The sequence below is a fragment of the Paraburkholderia sp. RL18-101-BIB-B genome (assembly GCF_046026985.1).
In the GTDB taxonomy this organism is placed as follows: Bacteria; Pseudomonadota; Gammaproteobacteria; order Burkholderiales; family Burkholderiaceae; genus Paraburkholderia.
The window spans coordinates 358,926-380,707 of sequence record NZ_JARESV010000002.1 but is presented as its reverse complement, the minus strand read 5'-3'; the positions used below and the strand labels follow the sequence as shown (position 1 = coordinate 380,707).

Annotated in this window: 15 protein-coding genes, 2 tRNA genes and 1 pseudogene; 10 read left to right on the top strand and 8 right to left on the bottom strand. The window is 62.3% G+C overall.

Annotated elements, in window-relative coordinates:
• Nucleotides 1–27: 27 nt before the first annotated feature.
• The 3 genes and pseudogenes from P0D73_RS04765 to P0D73_RS04755 form a co-directional block, all read left to right on the top strand.
• A pseudogene (locus P0D73_RS04765) lies at nt 28–195 on the top strand (LysR family transcriptional regulator); the annotation flags it as partial.
• A gap of 153 nt (nt 196–348) precedes the next feature.
• Nucleotides 349–1,047, top strand: a complete 699-nt coding sequence (locus P0D73_RS04760; RefSeq protein ID WP_408430260.1) for a substrate-binding domain-containing protein — start codon at nt 349–351, stop codon at nt 1,045–1,047.
• 657 nt (nt 1,048–1,704) lie between these two features.
• Nucleotides 1,705–3,669 (top strand): beta-galactosidase, encoded by a 1,965-nt coding sequence (locus P0D73_RS04755; protein WP_408430027.1) that lies wholly within the window; start codon nt 1,705–1,707, stop codon nt 3,667–3,669.
• 45 nt (nt 3,670–3,714) lie between these two features.
• Here P0D73_RS04755 and P0D73_RS04750 read toward each other — a convergent pair whose 3' ends face one another.
• Nucleotides 3,715–5,712 carry an alpha-galactosidase gene (locus tag P0D73_RS04750; RefSeq protein WP_408430024.1) on the bottom strand — a complete coding sequence of 666 codons (1,998 nt, stop codon included), beginning with the start codon at nt 5,710–5,712 and terminating at the stop codon, nt 3,715–3,717.
• Nucleotides 5,713–6,162: 450 nt separating this feature from the next.
• Between P0D73_RS04750 and P0D73_RS04745 the strand changes: the two genes are divergently transcribed.
• A complete protein-coding gene (locus P0D73_RS04745) occupies nt 6,163–7,104 on the top strand; it encodes a LysR family transcriptional regulator (RefSeq protein WP_132376918.1) in 942 nt (313 codons plus the stop codon).
• A 421-nt stretch (nt 7,105–7,525) separates the two neighbouring features.
• Here P0D73_RS04745 and P0D73_RS04740 read toward each other — a convergent pair.
• A tRNA-Leu gene (locus P0D73_RS04740) sits at nt 7,526–7,612 on the bottom strand.
• A 241-nt stretch (nt 7,613–7,853) separates the two neighbouring features.
• Nucleotides 7,854–7,940 (bottom strand) — tRNA-Leu (locus tag P0D73_RS04735).
• Nucleotides 7,941–8,278: 338 nt separating this feature from the next.
• Here P0D73_RS04735 and rnr point away from each other — a divergent pair.
• From rnr to rpiA, 3 genes are all read left to right on the top strand, one after another.
• Nucleotides 8,279–10,780 (top strand): ribonuclease R, encoded by a 2,502-nt coding sequence (rnr, locus tag P0D73_RS04730; RefSeq protein ID WP_408430021.1) that lies wholly within the window; start codon nt 8,279–8,281, stop codon nt 10,778–10,780.
• A 195-nt stretch (nt 10,781–10,975) separates the two neighbouring features.
• A complete protein-coding gene (rlmB, locus tag P0D73_RS04725; RefSeq protein WP_007182197.1) occupies nt 10,976–11,719 on the top strand; it encodes a 23S rRNA (guanosine(2251)-2'-O)-methyltransferase RlmB in 744 nt (247 codons plus the stop codon).
• A 65-nt stretch (nt 11,720–11,784) separates the two neighbouring features.
• Nucleotides 11,785–12,480, top strand: coding sequence for a ribose-5-phosphate isomerase RpiA (gene rpiA / locus P0D73_RS04720; protein ID WP_132374897.1), 696 nt, complete (start codon nt 11,785–11,787; stop codon nt 12,478–12,480).
• Nucleotides 12,481–12,514: 34 nt separating this feature from the next.
• Here the strand turns inward: rpiA and P0D73_RS04715 are convergent, their stop codons facing one another.
• The gene (locus P0D73_RS04715; RefSeq protein ID WP_408430018.1) at nt 12,515–12,721 is read right to left on the bottom strand and encodes a hypothetical protein; all 207 of its coding nucleotides are present in this window, start codon (nt 12,719–12,721) and stop codon (nt 12,515–12,517) included.
• A gap of 245 nt (nt 12,722–12,966) precedes the next feature.
• On the opposite strand from P0D73_RS04715, the gene P0D73_RS04710 reads away from it, so the two are divergent.
• The 3 genes from P0D73_RS04710 (at nt 12,967) to P0D73_RS04700 (ending at nt 15,154) form a co-directional block, all read left to right on the top strand.
• Complete coding sequence (locus P0D73_RS04710; protein WP_408430015.1) at nt 12,967–14,175, top strand: glycosyltransferase family 4 protein; 1,209 nt, start codon at nt 12,967–12,969, stop codon at nt 14,173–14,175.
• 422 nt (nt 14,176–14,597) lie between these two features.
• On the top strand, nt 14,598–14,735 hold the full coding sequence (locus tag P0D73_RS04705; protein WP_408430257.1) for a type II toxin-antitoxin system HigB family toxin: 138 nt from the start codon (nt 14,598–14,600) through the stop codon (nt 14,733–14,735).
• Nucleotides 14,732–15,154, top strand: a complete 423-nt coding sequence (locus P0D73_RS04700) for a helix-turn-helix domain-containing protein (protein WP_408280610.1) — start codon at nt 14,732–14,734, stop codon at nt 15,152–15,154. Before P0D73_RS04705 ends, P0D73_RS04700 begins: the two co-directional genes overlap by 4 nt.
• Before the next feature lie 246 nt (nt 15,155–15,400).
• On the opposite strand, the gene P0D73_RS04695 is transcribed toward P0D73_RS04700, so the two are convergent.
• The 4 genes from P0D73_RS04695 to P0D73_RS04680 all read right to left on the bottom strand — a co-directional run bounded on the left by P0D73_RS04695 (nt 15,401) and on the right by P0D73_RS04680 (nt 21,775).
• The gene (locus P0D73_RS04695; protein WP_408430012.1) at nt 15,401–16,363 is read right to left on the bottom strand and encodes a glycosyltransferase family 2 protein; all 963 of its coding nucleotides are present in this window, start codon (nt 16,361–16,363) and stop codon (nt 15,401–15,403) included.
• Nucleotides 16,364–16,365: 2 nt separating this feature from the next.
• Nucleotides 16,366–17,751 (bottom strand): undecaprenyl-phosphate glucose phosphotransferase, encoded by a 1,386-nt coding sequence (locus P0D73_RS04690; RefSeq protein WP_408430010.1) that lies wholly within the window; start codon nt 17,749–17,751, stop codon nt 16,366–16,368.
• Between the two features lie 36 nt (nt 17,752–17,787).
• Nucleotides 17,788–18,522: a Crp/Fnr family transcriptional regulator gene (locus P0D73_RS04685; RefSeq protein ID WP_006048767.1), complete on the bottom strand. Its 735-nt coding sequence runs from the start codon at nt 18,520–18,522 to the stop codon at nt 17,788–17,790.
• 628 nt (nt 18,523–19,150) lie between these two features.
• The gene (locus P0D73_RS04680; RefSeq protein ID WP_408430007.1) at nt 19,151–21,775 is read right to left on the bottom strand and encodes a glycoside hydrolase family 2 protein; all 2,625 of its coding nucleotides are present in this window, start codon (nt 21,773–21,775) and stop codon (nt 19,151–19,153) included.
• Nucleotides 21,776–21,782: the final 7 nt, after the last annotated feature.

The window sequence follows — 21,782 nt, the reverse complement described above, 5'->3', positions numbered from 1 at the left end:
TTTTGAGTATGGGATTGCGCTGGTGGTATGTCTAATGCATTATTAATCCATATTCAATGCATTGATTGCATCATGAACCTCAAGCACCTCCAGCACGTGGTGGCCCTTGCCGAGACGCTGAATTTCCACCGGGCAGCCGAACGGGTTCACTTGAGCCAGCCGGCGTTCAGCCGCAGCATCGCCGCGTTCGAGCAGACGTGCGGCTTGCGCATTTTCGATCGTCATGGAGGCTCGGTCGAACTGACCTCGGTCGGCAAACAGGTAGTGCAGCGCGCACGGCGCCTATTGCTGGATGCGCGCAGTCTGTCCCATGACCTCAAGCTCTTGCGGGATGCCGAATTGGGCGAAGTGATCTTCGGTGCCGGGCCGTTTTCCGCTGCCGCGATCGTCGCGCCCGTGCTGCGCGCGTTCCATAACCGCTACCCGAAGATCGCCATCCGCGTGGAGGTCAACAACTGGCTGCAATTGCTGCGGATGTTGAACGAAGAGCAGATCGATTTCTTCATCGCCGATACCCGTGCGCTGCCGCCCGATGAGCATATCGATGTCACGTCGCTCGGCGCTCTGCCAATCGGTTTCTTTTGCTGCCGCCATCACCCGCTGCTGCAGCCGCCCCGTAGCCGGCGCCGCGCGATGGTGTCGACGGACGCGCTGCTGACTTATCCACTGGCATCGGTGCGCATTCCGCCAGTCGCGAGGCATGAGCTTGCCGCGTCGCTTGGATTGCCGGAAGGGGCCGTTCTGCCGGTACATGTCGAATGCGACGACATCACGCTGCTCAAGCAATTGATCCCCGATACGGATATCGTGTTGACCTGCGCTGATCGGCTGGTGCGCGACGAGGTTGCCAAGGGCACGCTCGTACGCTTGCCGATTCTCAATCTGGCCCAAGTCTACGGCGATTGGGGCATCGTCAAACTGGCAGGACGCACCCTGTCGCCCGCCAGTCAGATCGTGGCCGACGCACTGCAGGCGACGATGGCCGACGAGAAGACCGCCGGCCGCCCCCGCGCTTCGGCCACTCCGTCAGCTCGACGCGGATCCTGACGAGGGCTGGATCGCTCATTGCGCTGAAGCGCTTGAATTTGCTGCTGTCAATGGCCGCGATGAAGGGAGGGCGGTGTCTATCCATCTGGGGAAGGAGCGGCCGGTCGACGACCTGGGGCCTGGACAGCTAGAGCGTCTGTCGCTTGCACTGACTCAAGTACGAAGTGCACCAGATTCGCATCGTCTTGAGCGCTCGACAGGAAAAAAGGCGATCGCGGGAAAAGACGAAACTCGCGAACCGCTCGCTGATGCGTGGGCCCGTCCGCGTGCAGTTGATCGGGAAGCGGCAGTTCGGCGAAAATCCCGCTCGCCGAAGGGGGCCATGCCGTCAAGTTAGTGCGGGTTCGGATCATCGGCTGCGCGCTGTTCCGCTGTGTGAGCAGGTAAAACGAGCGTCGCCCATCTGCGGAAATTGGCGGCACGATCGTTTTATCGCCAGACTTGCGATCAACGATGTGCCGAGCCTGCAGCGTCCGGGCGTGCCGGGCCGCTGGCGTTGGTGTCGGCATAGCATGACAAACTGGTCGTCGACATGACGGCGAACGGAGGCTACAGTTGTTTCCGTCACGGACGGACCACCGTGGGCGACCCGTGCTTCGCCGTCGTTCGCGCATTCCGCTGTGCCACGTCTCGATAGCATCCTGGGAAATGCAATCAATGGACACGAGAGAATCCTCAGCATTCACCGCGCCCCTACCAATCAGGCTGGCGGACGATATTGGCCATGACCCGGACGGCATTCGAACCGGACCTTCCGCAGTCGACATCCCAGCACCAACGATCCACAGCGGACATACTTTTTCTTTCAGCCAGGACGGCGAAAGCTTCCTGCTCGACGGCGAGCCGTTCCAGATCCGCAGCGGGGAGATGCATCCCGCCCGCATCCCCGCCGAATACTGGCAGCATCGGATCCTGATGGCCAAGGCGATGGGGATGAACTGCATCGCCCTCTACGTCATGTGGAATTACCACGAAACGAGTCCAGGCATTTTCGATTTCCGCACAGGCAACCACAACGTCGAAGCATTTATTCAACTGTGCCAGCAGGAGGGCATGTGGGTGTTGCTGCGGCCGGGTCCCTATATCTGCGGCGAGTGGGATCTGGGCGGTATTCCGTCGTATCTGCTGAGTCATCCGGACATCCAGCTCAGGACCGACTCCGCTAACGATCCTCGCTACATGTCGGTGGTGGCCCGCTACATCAGGGAGTTGAGCCCGCGCATCGAACCACTACTGGTGAGTAACGGTGGACCGATCCTGATGATTCAGATCGAGAATGAATTTGGCTCGTACGCCAGCAACCCGGCTTACCTCGAAGAGATACGGCAGCTCTGGCTTCACGAAGGGATACAGGGACCGTTCTATACCGAAGATGGCATCAGGCAGCTTGAACAGAATCGCACGAACGTCGCCGGCGGCGCGATTGCGTTGAGCAATGGCGATGCGGAGCAAATCGCGGCCGTCCGGCGGGAATTTCCGGCCGTTCCGGCAATGGCCGGCGAAGTGTATCCAGGGTGGCTCACCCATTGGGGCGATGAGACGCTCAAAGGGACGGCCGTCGATATCTCCGGCACGTTAGACGCGTTCATGCAACGGAAGCTGTCGTTCAACCTCTATGTCATTCACGGCGGCACCAGCTTCGGCTTCTATGCCGGCGCAAACGTGGATGCCGATTCAGGCGAATATCAACCCGACATTACCAGCTACGATTACGCCGCACCCATCAGCGAGCAAGGCGTGGCGACGTCGAAGTACATGAAGTACCGCGGCGTGATCGCCCGCTATCTCTCGACGCCGCTGCCCGATATACCCGAACCCGTTCCGACTATCAGCCGCAAAGGAGGTCAGGCCTTGGTGCCGGAACTTTACGCTTCCATTTGGGACAATCTACCTGCCGCGCTCCCGGCGGCACAAACTGTTCATCCAGGGCCCTTCGAGGTGTACGGCCAGGCGTGCGGTTTCGCGCTGTATCGCAAGAAGCTGCAGGGTTACCGCGGCGGTGTGCTGGATCTCAAGGATGTTCACGATTACGCGACCGTTTTCGTCGGCGAGCAATACGTAGGCGGCGTGTCGCGAACTGTCATGCCGGAGCACCGCGCGCGGCAGTGGAATGTCACGCAGCACGCGCCGCTTACGGTTCCGTTTGTGTCGTCGTCGCCGGGCAGCGACGTATCATTGGATATCCTCGTCGAAGGCATGGGGCGCGTCAACTATGGCCACGCGATGATCGACCGCAAAGGCATTCTCGAACCGGTCACGCTGCAGGATGCGGGAGGCTCGAGCGCCACGCTCACCGGCTGGGAAGTCTTCCTGTTGCCGATGGATACCGCGTTTATCGCGAACTTGCGCGCCGTCTGTGCGAACCCTCGTAAGGCCGGACTGTTTTTCAAGGCGATTCTGCCGCTGGATACAGTCGGCGATACGTATCTCGACATGCGTAACTGGACCAAAGGTATGGTCTGGGTCAACGGGCACAATCTGGGGCGCTACTGGAATATCGGTCCGCAAGAGCGGCTGTATTGTCCTGCTCCCTCGCTGAGACAGGGTGACAACGAGATCATCATCTTCGATCTGCATCAGATTGAAGCGAGACCGGTTGAATTGGCGCGCACGCTATCGTAAGGGGGTCTCTGGAAGCGCACACCGGGAAATTCGCGACCACCTCCATTACCCTTCGCCGCCGGCCGATACCAGTTCCAAAGTGAGTACTTCGAAAGGCGCGAGCGAGATATCGTGCGGCCGGTCCGCATCCAGCACCGGCGGAATATCCGAGGCATGGCCGCGCCACACACTGCGCGTCAGGAATCGTCCCGCCGCGCCGGCCGGCAACTCCAATTGCCGCCGCAGTTCGAGCAGGAAGCTGTTCGCCCCGCTGTCGGGATTGCGCAGGGTGATGATCGCCTTGACCGGCGACCATGCAGCCCAGCCGTACACCTCGCGCTCATCAGGCGCGCCGCCAATCCAGTGGCTGTCGCGCAGCACCTCGGCATTTGCTCGGGCCCATCGGGCGGACTCGGCGAGAACGTCCCAGTCGCCGTCGCTCAGCAGCGACGGCGTGATGTACAACTCCTGCAGTTGTGCACCGCTGCCGAAGTACGAATGCACTTCGTTTGCGAAGTCCTGCCCTTGAGCGGTATTCAACCGATCGTTGAACTGCGCGTAGATGATGCCGTGGAGCATCAGTGAGTTAAGCGGAAACAGCGGACTTCTGACTACGACGTTGCGGTAGGTCTGTGCGTCGCGGTAGGTAATCCAGCGTTCGCGATTGCTACCTACGCCGGCCAGGTCGTCATCCTTGCCGCCGCGCCAGATCGAATCAGCGTAGCGTAGCCAGAACGGCGATGGATAGGTGCCGACGGTGAGGTTGATGAAGGCTTCGGGGCTGGCCTCGCGGATGTCCTCGATTAGCTGGATCGCCGCGTCCCAGTCGCTGCTGAAGCGGCTGCCGGGGACCACCGTGTCAGCATTGCCGGTGCCGTCAAACTTGAATTGATTGATGCCGTGCCGCGTGAGCAGCTCCATCACGGCCTCATGGAAGCGTCGATAGTATTTCGGTCCGGACAGCGCGAAGCGGTCATCGATGATCTCGTATCCGGCGGCTTGGCCCCGCTTCACGCGTTCCTGCCGCGTCGAGCCATAGCCACCCCACGGCGACAGCCACACGCCGGGCGCCGCGCCGTACCGGGCGGCGGCGTCGCGCAGCGGCACGAATCCATGCGGAAAATCCTTGCCGAAATGCCAGCTGCCGCTGTAGTCGTCCCAGCCGTCATCGAACAGGAAGGAGTCGAGTCGTACGCCGCGCTTGTCGTGCAACTCGCGGCCGATGTCGCCGATGCGTTCGAGCGCTTGCTGCTGCGTGTACGGCGTGAGGTACCCGATGTCGTACCAGCAGTTGTAGTGTAGGAACGGGCGGTATGGATGGGCTCGTTCGCGTTCGAGATAGGCTGCGAAATCGCGGCGTAGCTGGCCGTCTCGAGCCACACCCGCCACCGCCGAGAAGACCCAGGTCTTGCCCTTTTCCAGCGGCAAGGCCCGCGGCAGGATGAACCTGACGGTGTCGTCGCGAACCTGGCTTTCCGACAACGGAAGCTCGAATCCGAGGTAGACGTCGCCCGCGATCACAGGGGTTCCCTTGAACTCACCGCTGGTTTGCGCACCGGACGTCCGCGTCTCCAGCAGCGAAACGGTGGCAACGTGCTCGTCCTTGCCGATCGCGGTAATTGCCACTTGCAAGCGCAAGTACTGCGAGTCTTCGCGTTGCTCCACGCTCCACTCCACCCGCAGGCGATCCTGTTCGTCACCGAGGATGGCACGCACGCGTCTACCCGCGATTCGTTCGGCCAGTCGAGACGCCTTGGGATTTGCCGTCAGCATTTCTTCGCGCAGTGGGGCAAGCAGCTTCAGGTCGGCCATGCCCAGCGTGCGACCGTCGGCCAGCGATAGCGCGAACGGCGCGGTGACCGGCAGCGTGCGCTCGTGCAGGCGGTCGGTCAGGGCGAATTCGGCCAGATGCGGGTGCCTGACGGTCCAGTTCAAGGCGATCGCCGCGTTACCGAAGGAATGACAGTCGCCGTTCGTCTGGGACGCGGGCATGCCCGGATGCGTGGACACGGTTTCTTTGGCGTGCATGGAAGAAGCCCAGGATGAGGTGGGTGCCTGATCCATAGAATACTTCGGGCGGACTCAGCGGGTGCTCTCGTCCCACCGCACGGCGGCAACCACGCCGAGTCGAAGGGCGGTCACCATGGTGAGGCTGAAGCCGGCACGGGCAATGAGCGACTTGTGGGGATCGATAGCGAGAACGAGCGGGGCGAGGTCCGCAGGCTTGGTGATCGTTGGTGCCGGCGGCGTGCTACAAACAGTTCTGCGTTTTTCCGACGCGAAACCGGTCGACCTGGAAAATTGGGGCGTCGTTAGACTTTCTGCCGAACCCTGGTTGAAAATAGGCGCAGGCACGGGGCTGCTCGCCCGGGTAGCGACGAGAAAATCCTCGTGCCATCGGTTGCCAGCACTCGCAAAGCTTTCGCAGTTTGTTTTCCTGTCGTCTCGCCAGGGGATGAGGTAAATCGGGCACGTAACGAGTTGAGGGGTAACCTCACCAGTGGGAAAAAGATAATGGACACGCTACATATGATGCGGATATTCGTTCGCATCGCAGAGGAGGGCAGCTTCACGGAGGCAGCCCAGCGCCTGAATATCACCAATGCCAATGCTTCACGTTCTATTGCGCAACTCGAGGCACATCTGCGGACGCGCCTGCTCAATCGCAGCACGCGCCGCGTCGCGCTGACTGAGGCCGGTCAACGCTATCTGGAGCGGTGCGAGCGGATTCTCGCCTACGTCGACGAAGCCGAGGCCGAAGCTGCGGACGCTCAGGTCAAGCCGTCTGGAAAATTGCAGGTACACGCGACATCAGCCTTCGGTCAGACGTACGTCTTGCCGGCCGTGTTGCGCTATCGGGAACAGAATCCTTCGGTCGCTGTGGATCTGACGTTGTCGCAGCACGTCCCCGATCTGCTCGATGAGGGGTACGACGTTTCGCTTCAGTTGAGTATGACGCACCTGCCCGATTCAGGCCTCGTCTCGCATCGGCTTGGCGATGTCCACAGCGTGCTATGCGCCGCACCCGCTTATCTGAAGGAACACGGTATGCCGCTTACCGTAGAAGAGCTCAACGGGCATGCTTGCCTGCAAATCGTCTCGTCGGTTTTTCCGCGTGACCGCTGGCATCTGGATGGCCCCAACGGGCTGGAAACGTTCGAACTACCACCGGCGGATTTCAGGGTGAATGTCATCGAAGCACTGAGCGTTGCATTGCGAGACGGCATCGGAATCGGGGCGCTTCCCATCGCGAGCGCGTTGCCGGCGCTGCGCAGCGGCGCGCTGATTCGCGTGCTGCCCGAATATCAGTTGCAGAAGCTAACCGCCTACGTGCTGTACGCGTCGAGGCAGTACCTCGACGCGAAGATTAGAACCTTCGTCGAGTTCCTCCGGGAATTCGTTTCGCGGGCTCTAGAGGCCGACCTGTCGGCACTATCAGCGCGCGTCCAACCGTGAGTCGTGCCTCTTTTGGCTTTTCATATCCGCACGCGTTCACCAACGGCGACAACGCCTTCAAGGCCTACAAAAATGTGCCAGCAGTCCTTCGACGCGACATCGTGCCGGCCTGCTGATGTGGGGCACACGCATTTCTCTTGATGGCGTAGCAGACGGGGAGCGTCGTCGGCTGCAATGAGTCCATGCGAATCCGTTTCCGTCCACGAAAAGGTGGGAACGGGGCCGCACGCTTTGGCGGCGCGGAACACTGGTTCCGCCTTCGGTTCGCCGTGTCTGGACATAGGGTTGCCCGCGAATCCGGTAAACGCAAAAACCATCGACGTCCGCGGAGCGCAAGGGATCCGCAGACAACAAAAAACCCCGTAAGACTTTGATCTTACGGGGTTTCTCGAACTTCTTCGGCTTACGCCGGAACAACCGTTGGTGCCCAGGAGAGGACTCGAACCTCCACGGTGTTGCCACCGCTAGGACCTGAACCTAGTGCGTCTACCAATTCCGCCACCTGGGCACGTCTTCAAGCTAGACCGCTATTTTAGCGTGATGATGTAGCGTGTCAATCCCCACATGCAAACTAACTTCGCTCCAACCAACCGCCCGGATATCGCGTGCAATGAAGGTATGCTTCACCGCTCGACAGCCGTCCTGCCAACTACTCATTGCGCCACGTAATCCACGCTGATAAACAGAATCGGATCACCCGGCTTCACACAAAAAGTAAAGCCGCTCGTAAGCGGCTTTACTTTTGAATCTGGTGCCCAAGAGAGGACTCGAACCTCCACAGTGTTGCCACCGCTAGGACCTGAACCTAGTGCGTCTACCAATTTCGCCACCTGGGCAGGTGATGAACAGCAAAGAACGCCATTATAGCGACAGATTAGAACCTGTCAAGCGTTTCTCAAAACTCGCTTAAACATCGCGTCGACGAGCGTGCGCGTGCGTCACGGCCAACCGCGCAGCGACTCTTGACGGGCCGCTTGGCGCGCAAGACGGGTGTTAGAATGCCTCGCAGTAGTTCGTTGGCACGGTGCACACGCCCGTCGGACTCAGCCTTGAACGAGCCGGACCCGAGCAGTCTTTTCTGTGCATTTGCAGGTGCAATTCAAGCGCAACTGAAGCGTAACTGAAGCGCTAAGCAAACGCTTCCTAAGCCGAGCCACATCGCCGACCGACGTCCATGCAACGAGAAAAAATCATCGACAAGCCCTTGAGCAAATTTCCGTATCCGATTCCAAGCCGCGAAGAAATCCTGGGCGTCCTGCGCACGAGTGAAGCGCCGCTTGCAGCGAACGACATCGCCGAAGCCCTGTCGATCAAACGCCAGGAGCGCGAAGGTTTTTTCAAGCGCCTCGGCGCGATGGAGCGCGACGGCCAGATCCGGCTCGATCAGCGCAATCTCTACCAACTGACTCATCCGTCGAACTTCGTCGCGGGCCGTGTGCAAGGCCATCGTGACGGCTTCGGCTTCCTGATTCGCGACGACGGCCAGGACGATCTGTTCCTGCCCACCGCGGAAATGCAGAAAGTCATGCACAACGACCGCGTGCTCGCGCGCATCGTCGGCTATGACCGGCGCGGCCGTCCGGAAGGGCATATCGTCGAGGTCACGGATCGCGCCAACAAGCGCGTGATCGGTCGCCTGCTCAATGAGAACGGTGCGCTGATCGTTGCACCTGAAGACAAGCGCATGGGCCACGATATTCTGATCCAGCAGAACACCAAGAAGGCCAAGGTCGGCCAGGTGGTGGTGGTCGAGCTGACCGATTTCCCCAGCCGTCATTCGCAGCCGCTCGGCCGCGTGGTGGAAGTGCTCGGCGATATCGACGACCCCGGCATGGAAATCGAAATCGCGGTGCGCAAGTACGGCGTGCCGCACGAATTCAGCCAGGCCGCGCTCGACGAAGCCTCGCGGCTGCCCGACGAAGTGCGCCCGGTCGACGCGCGTCATCGCATCGATCTGCGCGACGTGCCGCTCGTCACGATCGACGGCGAAGACGCCCGCGACTTCGACGACGCCGTGTACTGCGAGCCGGTTCAGGTCGGCCGTGGCGAGGGCTTCCGCCTGATCGTCGCGATCGCGGACGTATCGCACTATGTGCATCCGAAGAGCGGGCTCGACGCCGACGCGATCGAGCGCAGCACCTCGGTGTATTTCCCGCGCCGCGTGATCCCCATGCTGCCGGAGAAGCTGTCGAACGGTTTGTGCTCGCTGAACCCGCACGTCGACCGATGCGTGCTGGTGTGCGACATGATCGTCACCGCGCGCGGCGAAGTGAAGGCGTATCAGTTCTATCCCGGCGTGATGCACTCGGCCGCGCGTCTGACCTATACGGAAGTCGCCGCGGTCCTGAAGAACACCAAGGGTCCGGAGGCCACGCGCCGCGCCGCCTTGCTGCCGCAACTGCAGAATCTGTACGGCGTGTACAAGTCGCTGTTCGCCGCGCGCCAGAAACGCGGCGCGATCGACTTCGATACGACCGAGACGTATATCGTTTGCAATGCGCAGGGCAAGATCGAACAGATCATTCCGCGCACCCGCAACGACGCGCACAAGCTGATCGAGGAATGCATGCTGGCCGCGAACGTCTGCGCGGCCGACTTCCTCAAGCGCAACAAACATCCCGGGCTGTTCCGCGTGCACGCCGGACCGACCGCCGAAAAGCTCGAGAATCTGCGCACGTTCCTGCGCGGCATGGGCCTCACGCTGGCCGGCGGCGACAAACCGCACGCGAGCGACTACGCCGCCTTGATGGCGCAGATCCGCGACCGGCCCGACGCGCAGATGCTGCAAACCATGCTGTTGCGCTCGATGCAGCAGGCGGTCTACAGCCCGGACAACATCGGCCACTTCGGTCTCGCGTATGAAGCGTATGCGCACTTCACGAGCCCGATTCGCCGTTATCCCGACCTGCTCACGCACCGCGCGATCTACGCGATCCTGCAAGGCCGCAAGTATCAGCCCGAGCCGCCGCAAGGCGTCGAACTGAATACGGCGCTCTCGCCGCGCGCTCGCGCCATGCAGCAGGCCGATGACGAAAAGCGCGGCCGTCAGCGCTCGAACAACGTGGCGATCTGGGAAGAGCTCGGCCTGCATTGCTCGGCCAACGAACGCCGCGCCGACGAAGCCTCGCGCGACGTCGAAGCCTGGCTGAAGTGCTACTTCATGCGCGACAAGCTCGGCGAAGAGTATGGCGGCATGGTCAATGGCGTGACGTCGTTCGGGATTTTCGTGCAGCTCGATTCGCTCTTTATCGAAGGCCTCGTGCACGTCACCGAACTCGGCTCGGACTACTTCCAGTACGACGAGATCAAGAACGAACTGCGCGGCGAGCGCACCGGCATTCGTTATCGTCTGTCGGATCGCGTGCGGGTGCAGGTGAGCCGCGTCGATCTCGATGCGCGCAAGATCGACTTCCGGCTCGTGCGCGACACGCCGATCAAGCCGCCTCTGGTGCGCGGACCGTCGGCCGACAAGTCGTCCGGTGAAAACGGTGGGGCACGCGTGCGCGTGTTGCCGCCGGTGGAAGGCGGCGCGGCAGCGCCGGGCGCGCGTCGCAAGAAGGCTGCGCCCGCGCAAACCGCGGCGGTCAAGGAAGCACGCGCCGCGCGCGGCGCGGCGAAGAAGCACGGCGCCGCGACCAAATCGGTGTCGAAACCGCAGGCACGCAAGAAGCGCTGAAGCCGCCTGCCTGCTTAAACCGCGCGCATCGGGCACGTACCAACGTGCCGGTTGCGCGCGGTCTGCGTTTCATCGTCATCAAGCATTCGAACACAGCAGCCGCAGTGCTGACATATAAGCACGCAAAGCACGCAGGTTCGTATTCATCACAGCAGCGCGCGTCGAACGCGCGCTCAATCAAAGGTTGTATCAGTCATGGCACGTCTCAAGGTTTTATACGGTTTCCACGCAGTGACCGCGCGTATCCGGCACGATGCGTCGACAGTCGAAGATGTCTACTACGACGCTACGCGCAAAGACCGTCGCATGACCGAATTCCTGCACGCGGCGAAAGAAGCCGGCGTGCGTCTGATCGCCGCCGACGAAACGCGTCTGTGGGGCCTCGCGCACACCGAGCGTCACCAGGGCGTGGTGGCGCGCGCGGGCGACATGCCGCTCGCCCAGAACCTGGCCGAGCTGCTCGACGGCATCAACGGTTCGCCGCTGATTCTCGTGCTCGACGGTGTGACCGATCCGCACAATCTCGGCGCCTGCTTGCGCGTGGCCGATGCCGCCGGCGCGCACGCGGTGATCGCGCCGCGCGACCGCGCGGTGGGTTTGAACGCGACGGCCGCGAAGGTGGCGAGCGGCGCGGCCGACACCGTGCCGTACATCACCGTGACGAATTTGGCGCGCGCGCTGCGTGAGCTGAAGGACGCGGGGGTGTGGGTCGTCGGCACGGCCGGCGAGGCCACCAAGAGCCTCTACGACACGGAGCTGGACGGTCCGGTGGCGCTGGTAATGGGCGCCGAGGGCGAGGGCATGCGCCGTCTCACGCGCGACACCTGCGACGTGGTCATGCAGATTCCGATGGCGGGCACGGTGGAAAGCCTGAACGTTTCGGTGGCGAGCGGCGTGTGTCTGTTCGAAGCGGTGCGTCAACGGGCGGTGAAGAAGTAATCCCGCCCGGCGCCAGCCCGTCACTCCGGTAAACTAGCTTTTTTTACTGCTCGCCTGCCTTTCCCATGACTCAAGACGAACTCAAGCAACTGGTCGGCCAGGCCGCCGCCGACTACGTGAACGCCACCGTGCCCGAAGGCCTGGTGATCGGCGTCGGCACCGGCTCCACCGCGAACTGTTTCATCGACGCGCTCGCCGCCAACAAGGCGCGCTATCGCGGCGCGGTGTCGAGTTCGCTTGCCACCACCGCGCGGCTGCAATCGCACGGCTTCAAGGTGCTCGACCTCAACGAAATCGATTCACTGCCCGTGTACGTGGACGGCGCCGACGAGATCGACCACAGCGGCGCGATGATCAAAGGCGGCGGCGGCGCGCTGACGCGCGAGAAGATCGTCGCGTCGGTGTCGGACGTGTTCGTGTGTATCGCGGACGCCAGCAAGCTGGTCGAGACGCTCGGCAATTTCCCGCTGCCGATCGAAGTGGTGCCGATGGCGCGTACCGCGATCGGCCGCCGCGTCACGGCGCTCGGCGGCGTGCCGGTGGTGCGCGTCACGAAAGAAGGCGTGCCGTTCATTACCGACAACGGTAACGAAATCATCGACGTCAAGGGCTTGCGTATCAGTGACCCGCGCACGCTTGAAATGCACATCAACGCATGGCCGGGCGTGGTGACGGTGGGCCTGTTCGCCGGCCGTGGCGCGAATCTGTGCCTGCTCGGCACGGACACCGGCGTCGAGACGATCGAGTACAGCAAGGGCTGAGCAACGCCGGCCACGCATCGCGCGCGAGTTTGGGTCAACCGGCCCGCGCGGGCATCGAACGCGGAGTTCGCATCGGCATGCCGGACCGCCATAATTGGCGCGCGGTTTGCCTGATCTCCTGCGTCATCCGCTGCAAATACCGCTCCACTGATAATTCCGTTTGTGCATCGGCCAGCGCCTGTTTTGTGAGACGCTGCGCCAATGCCGGATCGGCACGCAACGTGCCGATCGCGTCAGCCAATGCCCGTGACATCCCCCGGTTTCACCAGCCAGCCGTTGCGCCCGTGCCGCACGATCCCGATGACATAGTCGGGCGATAGAAAGGCGACGTAATGGGACACGCGGGTTCGCACTAGGCGAACCGCGACGTTTAATTATTCGCGACCTGTCGCGCGTCGAATGTGGGCACGCGCACGCACAGCAGACGAAGCGCCACATACACTCGATCCTAAGCCTAAGAGGCGTCAATTAAAAAACGAGGGGATCATGAAAGTGGCGATCGTGCACGACTGGCTGGTCGCGCCGGGCGGAGCGGAGAAGGTGCTCGAGCAGATCTTCGAATGCTTTCCCGACGCCGACCTTTTCAGTCTTGTCGATTTCCTCGAAGACCGTCGGCCGCCAGGCGGCACGCCCGTGACGACTTCATTCATTCAGCGCCTGCCATTCGCGCGACGCCGCTATCGAGCTTATTTGCCGTTGATGCCGCTTGCCGTCGGGCAATTCGATCTGTCGGGCTACGACCTCATTATTACGAGTTCTCATGCGCTCGCCAAGGGCGTATTGGTCGGACCAGATCAGACGCATGTGAGCTATGTGCATTCGCCGATGCGCTTCGCGTGGGATCTGCAACATCAGTACTTACGCGAAGCGAATCTGATGCGTGGCCCGAAGTCGTGGGCGGCGCGCGCCTTGCTCCACTATCTGCGCGGCAGGGATTCGCACTCGGCGAACGGCGTCGACCGTTTAATCGCGAACTCGCATTTCGTTGCACGTCACGTGATGAAAACCTACCGGCGCGATGCGGCCGTGATTCCACCGCCCGTCGACGTGCATGAATTCGAACTGTGCACTCGCAAGGAAGATTTCTATCTGACTGTTTCGCGGATGGTGCCGTACAAGCGCATAGATCTGATTGTCGAAACCTTCAATGCCACGCCGCACCGCAAATTGGTCGTGATCGGCGACGGGCGGCAGATGACGGCGCTTCGCGCCAAGGCCCGTCCGAATGTGACGATCCTCGGCGATCAGCCGTTCGAGGTGTTGAAGGACCATCTGCAACGCGCGCGAGCTTTCGTGTCCGCCGCCGAAGAGGACTTCGGCATCGTCGCGCTGCAAGCGCAGGCATGCGGCACGCCGGTGATTGCGTTCGGCAAGGGCGGCGCGCTCGAAACCGTGGTGCCGATCGGCGAGGCGCACCCCACCGGCGTGTATTTCGCCCGCCAGAGCGTGGTGTCGATACTCGACGCGATCGATCACTTCGAGCGTCAGCGCGACCGGATCACGCCGGAGGCATGCCGCGCGAACGCGGAACGTTTTTCGGCGGCGGTATTCCGGCGCGCGTTCATGGCCGAAGTCACGCGGACGATCGCGGCGGCGGGACGGCGTAATCGGATTGAAACAGTGGGGCGGATCGAACCGGATTTCGCCAAACCGGATTTCCGCTGGCTCGGCGAGCCGGCGCAGAAGAGCAGTTGAGGCCGCTGACGTGCTCGACCGTGATGACGTCAGCCGGCCTGCGTGGGTTGGCGCGACGTCGCAGGAAAGCGGCAGGTCGTCTTTTGTTCGCGTATCGGGGACTTCGCAATATGCGAACAAAATGGTGTCGTCGTACCGCAGTAGGCTGTAAATAGCTGTTCGGACTGTGCCGTCCGGCCGGCTACCGGTGTCGATTCGCTCCGTTTAGCCTTGCAGAGGAAGCGCGCGTGTTCAGCGCGCGAACATGCGCGAGGACATCCGATGCGGGTTGTTTCAAAGAAAGCGTTGCTGGACTTTATAAAGAGACATCCGGGGGCGCGCAGTGCGCTATTGGCGTGGTATTCACTGGCGCAGGCATGCCTCGCGTATGGCCATAACGACCTGAAGCAGACGTTCGCCGGCGTGGACCAGGTGCCGCCTCAATACATCGTTTTCGATGTAGGCGGCAACCGTTCCGGATCGTTGCGGCGATTCACTACAACAGGCAGTCGTTATTCGTTCGTCATGTATTGACGCATGCGGAATACGACCTTTGGACGAGGAAGAATTTAAACTCATGAATGCCGATCGCCTTCCGGGAGCTTTTCCCGACATCGCTCAAACCTGGGCCGCGCTGCAAACGCAGTTGCCGATCACGCCGATTCGCAACGAGCAGGACTACCAGACCATGGTACGGCTCGCCAGCTCGCTCGCCGATCATCTGAACGGCAACGAGGAAGATCCGCTCTCCGATCTGTTCGCGATCGTGACCGATCTGATCGAAAGCTGGGAAGCGCATAACGTGACGATTCCAAAAGCGGAGCCGCGAGAGGTGTTGCGGCATCTGCTGGAAACGCATGGACTCAGGCAGAAGGACCTGATAGGTATCGCGTCGCCTACAGTGGTGAGCGATATTCTCGCGGGCCGCCGCGCCATCAGTAAGAAGGTGGCCAAGGCGCTAGCCGTGCGTTTTCATACGGACGTCAGCGCGTTTCTATAACAGCCGCGCGGCGCCGGCCTCGGGCCGCGCCGTGCCGTTGTGCTGACCGACAAGTTTTCTCGTCGCTTACCTCGTCCTTTCCATACCGCGCCGACGGCATGTTCCAGGCCGTCGGCGTCGGTACTTGCCGCTTTGACGTCGCTCCTGTTTCTGCCGCTCGAATCACGCGTTCGAAGTTCGCGCGTTCTTGCTTTGCGCGTCGACCTGCGGCAGCGCGTCGGCGGAGCAGACCGGTGCGTCGATCGGTCAGCGCATCGCTTCCTGCCATGCCCCGCGCATTGCGCGTAAACCGACTCGCCATTTGCGAAGCGCAAGTGCTACGCCGCCGCGCTCGAATGCCAACGACAAGGCGCGCAGGAACCCAGGGTCCGCGCGATCGCCGATCAGCGTCGAATAGATGACGAACGCCCATCGGCCAGGCGGCGTCAGGTATTCGCACATGATGAGCCGGAGATTGAATGACGCGTTATAGAACGCCGCGTCGTTGAAAGTGAAACGCTGGTCTTCATCGCTGCGCAGGGCGGGGAAGTGCTCCACCAGCAGCGCCGGGTCGTAGATCAGCTTCCAGCCACGCCGTTGCACGTCGAGACTGAAGGCCATCTCGCAGTGAACTTGCTCGCCGGTGCCGCGCAAGCGGCCGTCGAAACGCAGCGCGCCGATCGCCTCGCGGCGAAACGACATGTTCACGCCCTTGAGCACCTGGACTTCGCGCGCCTTGCCGTGGCCGACATGGTGATTGCCGATGGTTCGCCCATACCAGCGCACGATGCCCACGCGCGGCTTCTGCCCCTGCAGGATGCCGTTGCGTTCATGCACGATGTCGCGTCCGCCGAGGCCGCCGAGGCCGCCGAGCGTCGCATCGCGTTCGAAGGCGCGCGCGATCCGCCCGACCCAGTCGGAATGCGGCGCGGCGTCATCGTCGGTGAAGCACAGCACGTCGCCGCTCGCGCTCTCGATGCCGAGGTTGTATGCGGCGACCACGCCGGGTTTGCGCACCAGCACGACCGCGCGGCGCGGGTCGGGCCGGTTGGCCTCGCGGGTGCGCAGCCAGTCGAGCGTGGCGTAATCGTCGTGACGCGCGATCACGATCACTTCGTCGGCGCGGCGCTCCTGCGAATCGAGTGCCGCGAGGCAGCGCGCCAGATCGGCGGTGCGTCGGTAGGTTGGCACGATCACGGAGACTTTCACGAACGGTTTCCGAATTGGCATGATCAGAATGCGTTGCGGTTGACAAAGCCCTTGAAGATCGTGATGAACACGATCTTCATGTCGAACCAGAACGACCAGTTATGAATGTAGAAGAGATCGAACTTGACGCGCGCTTCCATCTTTTCCACCCTGGTGGTGGCGCCGCGATAGCCGTTGACTTGCGCCCAGCCGGTGATGCCGGGCTTGATCCGGTAGCGGTGCATGTAGCCGTACACCTGATCCTTGTAGAGATCGTCGTGTTCGACCGCATGCGGACGCGGGCCGACCACCGACATCTGGCCGAGCAGCACGTTGAGAAATTGCGGCAGTTCGTCGAGACTGGTGCGGCGCATGAAGCCGCCGAGCTTCGTGACACGGGCGTCGTTGCGCGAGGCCTGGGTGAGCTGGCCCTGCGCTTCGTGATGCACGGTCATCGAGCGGAACTTGTAGATCGCGAACGGCTGGCCGTCCACGCCCTTGCGCGTCTGGCGAAAGAACACCGGACCCGGCGAGCCGAGCTTGATGCCGATCGCGAGCACCACGAACACCGGGGCGAGCGCGAGCAGCGCGGCCGCCGCGAACAGGCGGTCGAAGATCAGCTTGGGCCACATCTGCGGCGACGAGAAGGGCGTCGCGCTGAGATTGAGCGTTGGCAAACCGACGACATCGACCAGCGCGTGATTGAAAAGCGAAAGGCTGCGTACATCGGGAATGAAGCGCAGATTCACGAAGTCATGCCGGAACATGCGCGTGAACCGGTAGATCGTATGTTCTTCGGAAAGCGGCAACGCGAGCCACACTTCGTTCACGTGGTCCTCGCGCACCTTGGCGGCGAATGCGTCCAGATCGGTCAGGACCGGCAGGCGGTTCAGACGCGCGCCGTACGTCTCGGCCGCTTCAATGCTCGTATCGAATACGCAGACCGGTTTGAAGCCGGCTTGCGGCGCATGTTCGAGATGGGCGAGCAGCGTGCGCGCGAAACCCGGTGCGCCGACGATCGCGACGGTGCGGTAGTTCATCCCGCGGCTCCGCACGATGCGCAGCGCTACATGCACGAGGCACTTGGTGACGATGATCAGCGCGCCGGAGATCAGCGTCGAGTAACCGAACCACAAGCGCGACACCGCATCCATGCGATGCAGCGTGAACGCCAGCACGAGCGCGGTGAACACCACGACCATCCACGCGGCGGCAACCCTCGCCAACATGGAGGGCAGCGGTTTGCCGCGCCAGGTTTCATAGACCCCGAAGCCGGGAAACAGCAACAGGAGGAGCACGCAGTTAAACGCGATCAGAAGACGTTCGGTGTCCGACAATGCAATCGGCGTCGAGAACCGCATCGAATGAGCGAGCAGCCCTCCCGCAATCACGAAGAGTACGTCGAGGAATCGCGCAGTATTCCTGAACATATTTGACTCTATTCATTAGTCAGACAAACCAGCACTTTACTCGACGGTTTCAGCCTGGCGCAGACGCGGCAGAAGGCGGTCGAATTCGCGCTTGACGAGGCCATAGCATTCGCAGGCGCGTGCTTCGAGTCCCTTACGGTCGAGCACCTTGATGTGGCCGCGGCTATGATGGATCAGGCCTTCGTCGTGCAACTTGCCGGCCGCTTCCGTAATGCCTTCGCGGCGCACGCCGAGCATGTCGGCAATCAGTTGCTGGGTCACGGTCAGATCGTTCGACGCCACGCGGTCCACTTCGATCAGCAGCCAGCGGCACAGTTGCTTGTTCAGCGCGTGGTGGCGGTTGCAGGCAGCGGTTTGTGCGACTTGCGTGAGCAGGGCGTGCATATACAACAGCATCAGGCGGCGCAGGAAGTCGGAGCGGGCGAACTGTTGCTTGAGTGCCTGTGCGCTCATGCGGTAAGCGAAGCCGGCGCATTGCACCTGCACGCGGTTCGGCATGGTTTCGCCGCCCGTGAGCACCGGCACGCCGGTCATGCCTTCGCGGCCGACCGCGGCGATTTCGACCGAGCTGCCGTCTTCCATCGTCGAGAGCATCGAGATGATCGCGGTGGTCGGGAAGTAGACGTGATGAATGCGCTGACCGGAGTCGCACAGCAATTGCTCGGTGCGCAGATGAACCAGTTCGAGATGGGGAGCCAGCGCCTGCCATTCATGGGACGGCAATGCGCCGAGCAAATGGTTTCCGTGCAGATCGGATTGAAGTGTCAACATGATCGGTCCTCGCGTGAAAGTCGCGCTCTGCGTGACTTTCTGTTTTTGATCCGATGCCTGCATCCCTTTTAACGACGTGCTGCCTGGTGAGCAGCGAAGGATAAACAGGACCGGCCCCGTATTGGCCTGATGCGCCGCCGCCGTTGTTGTCGATGTCTCTGCGGTGACGCGGTGTTGCGCTCTTCTATTAGCGAGGAGCGTGCCAGCGGCGGGGAAAGCGAGCGCTGGTGCGGGGTAACGCACCAAGGCTTAGCGCCGCGCGAAGACAAACGTGACTTTTTGTTTCAAATCTGCACAACGTCCTGACGACCGGCGCTCGCCCGCCAGGCGCATGCTGTTCGGCTCAAATCCTTGATGGAATTGGGTTGGCGGGTGCTGGGAGGGGCTTGACGGTACTTGTCTCAGCGTTGAATCAGCCCTTCCATGCACGTTGTCACGCCGCGTCCGGGATGTGCCGGAAATGATTCAGATGTGTTCAACACGCTTGGTTCGGTGCCGTACGGATGATGTTTTTGGCGAGCCAAAAGTCTGAGAAAAACCAACAGTGATTCCGCAGACCAGACAGGTGGATACGCGCGGCGCGAGGTTTTACGCGCCTTGCGAAAGGGTGATTAGATCAAGGAGACCTTCAGCCGTAGAAGATGGCGGATATCGCATTGACCGCGCGAACTTCACCCGCGGGCGCCGCGTATGTTGCATCAGCTTTAAACACGGCATTCGATGCGTGAGCAACGAATCTTTCCTGCGGCGTGAGCGGGATGAGCGGCACGACGCAAGGCCGGTTCGGCGGCAGATGAAACCAGTCGCGCGCGGCCCTGTAGTGTGTGTCAACGATATGAACGAAGCGCACAAAACGCTTCGCTTCGATCACGAGCTGCCAGCCGTCGCCGTTGCGCTCGGCCGTGACCGTCAAGCCCAGGTCGTGGCGCTCGCTCACGCGCCGCTGCGGCAGATGAAACGCTTCCGCAACGACCTGGCCGCTCGCCTGGTCGCGCAGTGTGGCGATCGTCACGTCGTGCGCGCGCGGGCCGAAGCGGTACGCGTGGGTGAAATCGAAGAACTGGCCAAGGCACGCGGCCGCACTGAGACGTTGCGCGCTGTGCGGCGCCAGTTCCACCTCGCGGCTTGCGGAGGCGATCTTGACGCTACCGTCACGCAGGCAGACCAGTTCCAGTTGCGCGCGCAACGGCTGCGCACGTTCGTTCAGCAGATGAATATCGAGGCCGTTGAGGCCCTCGTCGGTCATGACCACCTGAATGGGTTGCAGTGCTTGCGCGAGGCCGTGCAGGGCGCTTTTAGGCCGGCCTGTGGCATCGATCAGGCCCCAGCCGGCGCCGGGGCGCAAATCCTGAAGCTGCCAGACCAGCGCGCCGCCGCAGGTGGAACCGGCGCGGCGCCATTCGGCGAACACGTCGCCCATCAGTTCGGCGACCACCGCGCGCGACAGGTCCAGATAACGCTCGGGGTCTTCATAGCGCAAGCGCGCGGGATCGACACCATATAACGTCTGGAGATAGTGGTCGCGCACGTCGTCGAAATCCCAGCCCGCGCCGGGGTCGCGCGGCACGGCCGCTTTCCAGCGCGGATCGTGCAGATGAATCGTGCCGAGCGCGTCGTGCAGGGTGGCGTCGTCGGGCACGTTGGCGAAGGCGAGGCATTCGGCGGCGAAGCGCACCTGCGATCGGCGCACGTCGTCGAGCGGACGCTGATAGGCGCCTACGCCGTAGTAGTGAGTGATGCCCTCATTAGTTGAAAACGGCCACGCGCCTCCCGAGGGCGAGTTGCTGACATACGGCACGTCGGACCGTTCACGCGCGACGATGGCGGGCAACTGTTCCGTAAAGAGTGGTTGCGCGCGCATCGAAGGCGGCAGGCCGAACATGGCCGCCTGCTGGTCGACCTCGCTGCCGCCGCACAGCACCGCGAGCGAAGCGAAGCGTCGTGTGCGCGTCAGAAACTGCGTGGCTTCGCGCTCGATCGAAGCGCTGAATGCGGCATCGTTCGGATAGTCGAAATTCGCCAATGCGAAGTCTTGCCAGATCAGCAGGCCGTATTCGTCGGCGAGTGCATAAAACGCGTCGGACTCGTACAGCATCGTGCCGCCCACGCGCAGCATGTTCATGCCCGCATCGCGGGCCAGCGTGAAAGCGTGACGCAACTGCGCCTCGCTGCCCGCAAGCGTGACGAGGTCCGCGCTGGTCCAGCACGCGCCGCGACAGAACACCGGCAGGCCATTGACGCGCAACGCGAAGCCCATGCCGTCCGCGCCGTGGTCCACTTCAATACTGCGGAAACCGACCGAACCCAATGAATGCGACGTCGCGTGCCCGTCATCAAGCTGCAACGTCAATGGATATAAAGTGGGCTCGCCGTGGGTGTGTGGCCACCAGCGCTCGGCACCCGGCACGCGTACGCGGCCGGTCAGTGTATATGCATCGCTCCATTGCAAAGACGAAACAGCATCCCCGCATTTAAGCGAGGCGCGGCAGGTCGCGTGATCGTGCGGATGAACGAAACGTAGCGTGAGCGATACAACGCCGTCGTCGTGATCGAGCCGGCTCGACACGTCGACGGTGTCGAATGCATGGGGCGCGTCGCTCAGAAGTTCAACCGGACGCCACGGACCGACCGCTTGCACAGAAGGACACCAGCCGGGCATATGACCGAGCAGGGTGGTGCGCACGTTGCGCAAGGTGGGCGGCGACACGAGCCGTGGACGCCAGCGCGCGCGCGAACGTTTCGCCGCCAACGCCGGAGCGAGAGAGCGGAAGCACAGCGCGAGCGTCGCGCTGCCGCTCAGTTCGATGTCGAGATCGTGCGCGACGAACATCGAATCGGAATCGAGTTGCTTGACGCCGTCGAGCCAGACTTCGGCGATGGTGGCGAGACCATGCAGACGCAAGCGGCGTTGGCCGGTGCCTTCGAGTTCGAGGCGATACCAGTGGTCGTCGAAGGCAAGCGGTGGTGGATGCGCAATGTTTAGGAGACCTGCGGCACGGCGCGCGCTCGCGACCGTGCCGGGCACTTGCGCGGCCAGCCAGCCGTGCGCGGGTAAATCGGCGGGCGTCGCGCACGCGCCCGCGGGCGTGCTCACACACTGCCAGCCGATGTCGAGGCGCCGCGGCCAGAGCGTCCGCGACGCTTGCGCCGAAGTCGCATCGACATCGACATGCGCGGCTTCGTCAGGAGCGGGCGCGAGCACGCCGCTCGCGCCGCCTTCATCGGGCAGCAGCCCTATCGTCAGTGCATCCACGGCAAAT

What these genes read in the sequence shown, in the direction of transcription:
- P0D73_RS04755 (WP_408430027.1), top strand. Translation starts at nt 1,705, where the DNA reads ATGGACACGAGAGAATCCTCAGCATTCACCGCGCCCCTACCAATCAGG.
- P0D73_RS04750 (WP_408430024.1), bottom strand. Translation starts at nt 5,712, where the DNA reads ATGGATCAGGCACCCACCTCATCCTGGGCTTCTTCCATGCACGCCAAA.
- P0D73_RS04745 (WP_132376918.1), top strand. Translation starts at nt 6,163, where the DNA reads ATGGACACGCTACATATGATGCGGATATTCGTTCGCATCGCAGAGGAG.
- rnr (WP_408430021.1), top strand. Translation starts at nt 8,279, where the DNA reads ATGCAACGAGAAAAAATCATCGACAAGCCCTTGAGCAAATTTCCGTAT.
- rlmB (WP_007182197.1), top strand. Translation starts at nt 10,976, where the DNA reads ATGGCACGTCTCAAGGTTTTATACGGTTTCCACGCAGTGACCGCGCGT.
- rpiA (WP_132374897.1), top strand. Translation starts at nt 11,785, where the DNA reads ATGACTCAAGACGAACTCAAGCAACTGGTCGGCCAGGCCGCCGCCGAC.
- P0D73_RS04710 (WP_408430015.1), top strand. Translation starts at nt 12,967, where the DNA reads ATGAAAGTGGCGATCGTGCACGACTGGCTGGTCGCGCCGGGCGGAGCG.
- P0D73_RS04700 (WP_408280610.1), top strand. Translation starts at nt 14,732, where the DNA reads ATGAATGCCGATCGCCTTCCGGGAGCTTTTCCCGACATCGCTCAAACC.
- P0D73_RS04695 (WP_408430012.1), bottom strand. Translation starts at nt 16,363, where the DNA reads ATGCCAATTCGGAAACCGTTCGTGAAAGTCTCCGTGATCGTGCCAACC.
- P0D73_RS04690 (WP_408430010.1), bottom strand. Translation starts at nt 17,751, where the DNA reads ATGTTCAGGAATACTGCGCGATTCCTCGACGTACTCTTCGTGATTGCG.
- P0D73_RS04685 (WP_006048767.1), bottom strand. Translation starts at nt 18,522, where the DNA reads ATGTTGACACTTCAATCCGATCTGCACGGAAACCATTTGCTCGGCGCA.